The organism is Halonotius terrestris (assembly GCF_006861665.1).
Taxonomy (GTDB): Archaea; Halobacteriota; Halobacteria; order Halobacteriales; family Haloferacaceae; genus Halonotius; species Halonotius terrestris.
Genome location: NZ_RKLU01000003.1, coordinates 275642 through 281224, shown reverse-complemented (window position 1 = coordinate 281224; position 5583 = coordinate 275642). Strand labels below are relative to the sequence as shown.

Sequence of the window (5583 nt, the reverse complement as noted above, 5' to 3'; positions counted from 1 at the left end):
GACNTCGCNGTCGGNCTCGANACCGCGACCGACCGGGTGCGNCACGACTGCGTGAACAAGTACTTCGATTTCGCCGACTTCGAGGCCGCCTGCGAGACCGCAAAAGAAGCCGGTGCGGGGATCAAGGCCTATCTGCTGATGAAGCCGCCCTTCCTCTCGGAGGCCGAAGCCCGCGACGACATGGTTGACTCCGTTCGCCGCTGTGCGGCGGTCGATGGCTGTCACACGGTGTCGATGAACCCGTGTAACGTCCAGGAGTACACAATGGTCAACGAACTGTTCCGGGCGGGGGGCTACCGCCCGCCGTGGCTCTGGTCGGTCGCCGACGTGCTGGAGCGGACCGCCGACGTCGACGCCATCGTTGTCTCCGATCCGGTCGGTCACGGCTCGGATCGCGGCGCACACAACTGCGGCGAGTGTGACGACAGAGTCCAGAAAGCCATCAAGGACTTCGATCTCCGACAGGACCCCTCGGTCTTTGAGCAGGTGAGTTGCGACTGCGAGCGAACGTGGGACCTCGTCATCGAGGAAGAGACGAGCTATGCGATGCCGTTAACGCGCTGAGAGAGAATCCGTCAAAGCTGCTTACGCGCGGAAGCCGGTCAGAATGTTTTCGCCGTCGGTGCCGCCAACATCAGGCAGCGTCGCCCGCTCTGGATGTGGCATCAACACGGCGACCGAGTCGCGCTCGCCGAGGATGCCNGCGACGTTNNNCNTCGAGCCGTTCGGGTTCGCNNCGTCNGTGACGNTNCCGTCNGCGTCNCAGTAGCGGAACAGCACNCGGTCGTTGGCGACGAGGTCGTCGTATCGCTCCTCGGTGATCTCGAACCGTCCTTCGCCGTGGGCGATGGGGATTTCGATCACGTCGCCCGTCTCGAAGTGCTCGGTCCACGGCGTGTCGGCGCGTTCGACCCGGAGATGGACGTGCTCACACTGGAAGCGCGCGCTCTTGTTCGTCGTGAACGCACCCTCGGTGAGGCCGGACTCACAGCCGATCTGCGCGCCGTTACAGATGCCGANNACNGGGNTGCCNTCGNCGGCCGCGNCGCGGACTTCNGCCATCACGGGCGAGCGCGCGGCCATCGCGCCGGCGCGGAGGTAGTCGCCGTAGGAGAAGCCGCCGGGGACGACGATTCCCTCGGTCCCCTCGGGGAGGCCGTCCTCGTGCCAGACGNNNTCGGCGTCGANNNCGAGATNCTNNAGGGCGCGGACGGCGTCGCGGTCGCAGTTCGAGCCGCCGAACTGGATGACCGCGACCGTCATGCCGACTCCGCGGCGGGGGCCGCCGACACCTCGTAGTCGTGGATCGTCGGATTCGCCAGCAGGCGTTCGGCCATCGACTCCGCGCGCTCCTCGGCCTCGGCGGCGTCGTCGGCTTCGAGGTCGATCTCGAAGCGATCAGCCGAGCGGAGTTCAGAGAGCTCAAACCCGAGCCGTTCGAGGGCCTGCTTGGTCGTTTCGGCTTCCGGATCGAGGACGCCGTGTTTCAGGCGGACGGTCACGGTCGCGGTGTAGGCTGCCATTGGCGGGGAGTCGGCGAGGGGCGTGGAAAGCTTTTTCGAAGCCACGGACGCCGGTGCTGGCGGCCATATCGCCGGATGGACACGCTTTTGGCTGGCGGCGGCGTTCGCTCGGGTAATGACCAACGAGCGCGGCGTGGAGGTGTGTCGATGACGGAGCTGACCGAGATCACGGTTATCGGCGGCGACAAGACNGGNNTNATCGCNCGNGTCACNACNCTGCTGTTCGAGCGCGGNATCAACATCGAGGACCTCGACCAGGCNGTNCGCGACGGCCTGTTCCGGATGTCGATGCGGGTCGACACGGCCGAGATGACTTGCGAGCGCGACGAACTCCGGGACGCTCTCTCGGAGTTGGGCCGCGAACTCGGCGTCGAGATTCAGGTTCGCTTCCCCAGCGACCGCGAAACCAAACGGATCGCGGTCTGTGTCACCAAGGAGTCCCACTGTCTGGAGGCGCTGATGGAAGCTGCCTCCGGCGACGGCGAACTCGACGTGGAGATCGCCGCCGTCATCAGCAACCGCGGGAAGCTCCGAGATCTCGTCGAGCCGACCGACATCCCCTTCTACGACATCGGCGACGGCAAGGGTTCGCCCGACGAGGACCGCATGCTCGANNTNCTNGNCGANNACGACGNGGANCTNATCGTCCTCGCGCGGTACATGCGCATCCTCGGCCCGGAGGTCGTGTTCCGCTACGAGGACCGCATCATCAACATCCACCCGAGCCTGCTGCCCGCGTTCCCCGGGGCGGAGGCGTACCGGCAGGCNCNNGAGGANGGCGTCCGCATCGCNGGCGTCACNGCNCACTACGTGACGACCGACCTCGATCAGGGGCCGATCATCACTCAGCGGGCCTTCGACGTGCCGGACGATGCACTTATCGATGAAATCAAAGCCCGCGGCCAACCGCTTGAGGCCGAAGCCCTCATCGAGGCGGTCGAACTCCACCTCGACAACGCGGTCGCCGTCCACCGCGGACGGACGAGCCTGCGGGACGGTGCGGATCCCGACGCGTATCAACTCGGCCTCTCGGCCGAAGCCCAAGACGCAAATCCAAGCCAACCGGTCGACAGCGACCTCGAAGAAAGCGAGACGCCGAGCATCGCTGACGACTGAGAAAGCGTCGGCAGCGATCCCCGTACTCTACAGGTCAGTAATTGCATCAACCGCATCGGCCAGCGACGGCGCGTCGAACCAGTCGATGCCGGTGTAGGCGTTTGCTCCCGCGGTGTACATATCGGCGACAGCAGTCAGCACCTCCTCGGGCAGTGAAATCGGCTTGATCTCACAGAGCGGTCGCCAGTCGGCTCCGTCGGCGTCGGCGACGTTAGCTTTCGCCTCGGACACAGCGTCGACCCATTCCGGCTGTTCGCGTTTGTAGTACTGCCGGATCACTTCCTTCGAGAGCTGGTGGCCGTCGACCGAAAACCGGTTTTCGTCGAACGTCCCCACCACGTCGGCAACGCGGATCTCGCCGTCGTGGTAGAGACACTCGATCTTGCCGTCCTCGTGGGTGAAGCCGGCCGCGGCGGCCTGCTCGTTCAGCAGTTCGTTGACTGCCAGTGCGACCGATTCGAGGTCGTCGATGGCGGCGACGCCCGCGATGTCGTCGGCTTCTTCGCGGCTGAGATAGCGGTCCTGCTCCTCGTATTTCGTGGAGAACTCGACGACCGGCTCGGGGAGGGCGACTTTCTCGTCGGGCCACTCGTCGGCATCGAGTCCGTAGTCAGCGGGGTCGCCGCGCTTGCGGAGGCTTGAGCCGACCGGGACCGTGTTACGGAAGACGACTTCGAGCGGGATCAGGAAGTTCTCGCCGGCCGCGTCGTGGTAGGCCGTGTAGTCGTATCCCGTCTGACTATCGTAGGGGAGGTCGGGCACTTGCGTCAACTGAATCGCCATCTCCGTTGGCGGCTCCTCACAGTCGGCCAGTTCGACGATCTCGCCGTCGTCGTTGACGACACCCTCGTAGTGGGTCGGGACGCCGCGTTCGGCGAGTCGTTCGAAGTTGAACGCACCCATCGTACAGAGGCTGGCTCCCTTCCCCGGAATCGCGTCGGGCATCTGCCCCCAATCGAAAACGGAGTAGGCGTCGGTGAAGACGAACCGGCCCGCACCGAGGTCGGTGGCGGTCGGCTCGCGGTCGACCCGGAACTCCTTGACGCTGGTCATGCTCAAATCGGCGACGGCCGGGCGTATCAATTTGGCTCTTTGGAGTTTGGGAACGCAGACCCCCGATTACTCTGTGCGTCGAGCTCGGTGCGGCCGCTGCTGGATCTGTCGAACGGCAAAAAATCGGGATCGGGGCGGCTGTTAGAAGCTGTCCGTGAGCCGGATTTCGTCGTCAGTGATGGTATGGATGCGGTCCTCGTCAAGGGCATAGTCGTCCTCGTCGGCGTCGCCCCACCCGAGTTTCGACCGAATCGTGTCAGTCAGGCCGGGGTCGGCGTTCACGTGGGCGGTTCCGGAGTTGACCTCCGTAACCATCCCGATCTTTCGGCCGGTCGAGTCAACTACTGCTTTACCCTGATCGTCGTCGGTAACGTGGTTTCGATCCATCGCAACTGCGCCTACACCGCTTTCGGGCATTGTTATAGAGGTGGTATCCGAACGGGGTGGCTGGTAGCTCCGTATTTCAGCAGGCGTGTCCGTCCATACCCAACGGTATCCCCGGATTTCGGTGCGGTTTATTCTGTTCAGTTCCCGTCACCAACGACCCGCAATTCCAGCTAATCAGGCCAGCTACTCCGCCTCGCCCAGTCGCTCGGCCAGCGAATCGAGGTGGTCGATGCCGACAACGCAGACGATGTCGCTATCCTGCTCGTGGAGCTCGGCAAGCCGGGTCGCCATCGCCGCCTCCCGCGCGTCGTCTTCGAGTCGGGCGGCCCGCGAGCGGCTTGCGGTTCGAAACGCGCTCATGAACGACCGGGAGCGACGGACTTGCTCGCGTTCGTCGCGTGCCTGCTCGTCGGGACTGTCCGTCCACGTGGTGTCGTGTGGGATCGGCGAATCGACCTCGAAACGGACCGATGTCCGGGCCCCGACGGCCGCGGCGGCCCGACAGAGCAGCGCGTGTTCCGTCGTTTCGACGGCGTTGGCGACGACGCGTCGAATCGTGTCCAACGACGGGCGTTCCCGCAGCAGCGTTCGCCCGAGCCGTCGGAAGAAGCCGCCGGTCGGCCGGTCGATGCCGACGACGCTCTCGGGGCTGGCGGCCTGAATCGCCGCGCTCATCTCGCCACCGAACGTCGGCGGGGTTCGGTCCGTGGCCGCGTACTGCTCGAAGAGCGGGATCGACATCGGTGGCAACTCCAGTGCGAGCACCGTGGGGTCGACGCGCTCGATGACGTGTTGCACCCGGTAGCGACTCGCCGGGTGGTCATGGACGACGCCGAGGAGCGTCAGCGTGCCGTGAGCGTCCGTAACCTGCCGGACGTACTCGCCGGTCACCCGCGGGTCGGAATCAGCGTCGATTGTGGGTGGAGCAGCCATAGATCGCCGGAGCTACGTCCAGTTAGCGTATACTTACTTGAACCCATCGCTCCACGGCCGAATCGCACTACATAGCCGCGATTTGGATGATCATTCGAGCTATATGCTGTAGCCTACTGTCGGGTATCGGTAGCGACGCGTGTTCGCTGCCCAGCTGACGGTGTTTCGATCGCTCGACAGTCGTCGGCACCGGCGGCCCCCGCCGGCGACCGACCGCTTTTTACTGGCGACGGCCAACCCTCCGGTAATGAGTCGCCGGTCGGCCGCCGATCTCGACGCCGCCGACATCAGTTTCGACCATCGCGCCGAGAGCGATCAGGCCTTCGAGAACGCCCTCGCCAAGGCCCGCGATGGCGACCGACTGACCGTCGACGACGCCGTCGAACTGCTGACGACCGGCAGCGACCGCGACGGCATCGACCACGAACGCAAGGAAACCGTCCTCGANNNCGCCGACCGCCGGCGCGCCGAGGNNGTCGGCGACGANGTGACNTTCGTCGCNAANCTCAACAACAACGTCACNACNGCCTGCAACNNNGGCTGTCTGTTCTGNAACTTCAAGGACACCGCA

At 65.0% G+C, this 5583-nt stretch carries 7 protein-coding genes and 1 pseudogene (2 of these 8 only partly in view); 3 read left to right on the top strand and 5 right to left on the bottom strand.

Annotated elements, in window-relative coordinates:
* Nucleotides 1-564: pseudogene (locus tag EGH24_RS08165) on the top strand (archaeosine biosynthesis radical SAM protein RaSEA) (it extends 514 nt beyond the left edge of the window).
* 21 nt (nucleotides 565-585) lie between these two features.
* Here EGH24_RS08165 and purQ read toward each other — a convergent pair.
* Both purQ and purS read right to left on the bottom strand, forming a co-directional pair.
* Nucleotides 586-1263, bottom strand: a complete 678-nt coding sequence (gene purQ / locus EGH24_RS08160) for a phosphoribosylformylglycinamidine synthase I (RefSeq protein ID WP_142979664.1) — start codon at nucleotides 1261-1263, stop codon at nucleotides 586-588.
* Nucleotides 1260-1523, bottom strand: coding sequence for a phosphoribosylformylglycinamidine synthase subunit PurS (gene purS, locus EGH24_RS08155; RefSeq protein WP_142979663.1), 264 nt, complete (start codon nucleotides 1521-1523; stop codon nucleotides 1260-1262). The genes purQ and purS overlap by 4 nt, the downstream gene beginning before the upstream one ends.
* 147 nt (nucleotides 1524-1670) lie before the next feature.
* Here purS and EGH24_RS08150 point away from each other — a divergent pair, with 147 nt between their 5' ends.
* Complete coding sequence (locus EGH24_RS08150) at nucleotides 1671-2639, top strand: formyltetrahydrofolate deformylase (RefSeq protein ID WP_142979662.1); 969 nt, start codon at nucleotides 1671-1673, stop codon at nucleotides 2637-2639.
* Between the two features lie 27 nt (nucleotides 2640-2666).
* Here the strand turns inward: EGH24_RS08150 and EGH24_RS08145 are convergent, their stop codons facing one another.
* The 3 genes from EGH24_RS08145 to EGH24_RS08135 form a co-directional block, all read right to left on the bottom strand.
* Nucleotides 2667-3692 carry a phosphoribosylaminoimidazolesuccinocarboxamide synthase gene (locus tag EGH24_RS08145; protein ID WP_142979661.1) on the bottom strand — a complete coding sequence of 342 codons (1026 nt, stop codon included), beginning with the start codon at nucleotides 3690-3692 and terminating at the stop codon, nucleotides 2667-2669.
* Nucleotides 3693-3833: 141 nt separating this feature from the next.
* Nucleotides 3834-4079, bottom strand: coding sequence for a PRC-barrel domain containing protein (locus EGH24_RS08140; RefSeq protein WP_142979660.1), 246 nt, complete (start codon nucleotides 4077-4079; stop codon nucleotides 3834-3836).
* 183 nt (nucleotides 4080-4262) lie between these two features.
* The gene (locus EGH24_RS08135; RefSeq protein WP_185903274.1) at nucleotides 4263-5012 is read right to left on the bottom strand and encodes a hypothetical protein; all 750 of its coding nucleotides are present in this window, start codon (nucleotides 5010-5012) and stop codon (nucleotides 4263-4265) included.
* Between the two features lie 247 nt (nucleotides 5013-5259).
* Here EGH24_RS08135 and cofH point away from each other — a divergent pair, with 247 nt between their 5' ends.
* On the top strand, nucleotides 5260-5583 hold the start of the coding sequence (gene cofH / locus EGH24_RS08130; protein WP_142979659.1) for a 7,8-didemethyl-8-hydroxy-5-deazariboflavin synthase subunit CofH. Its footprint extends 1074 nt past the window's final position; 324 of the gene's 1398 nt are visible here — the first part of the coding sequence; its start codon is at nucleotides 5260-5262; its stop codon lies off the right edge, out of view.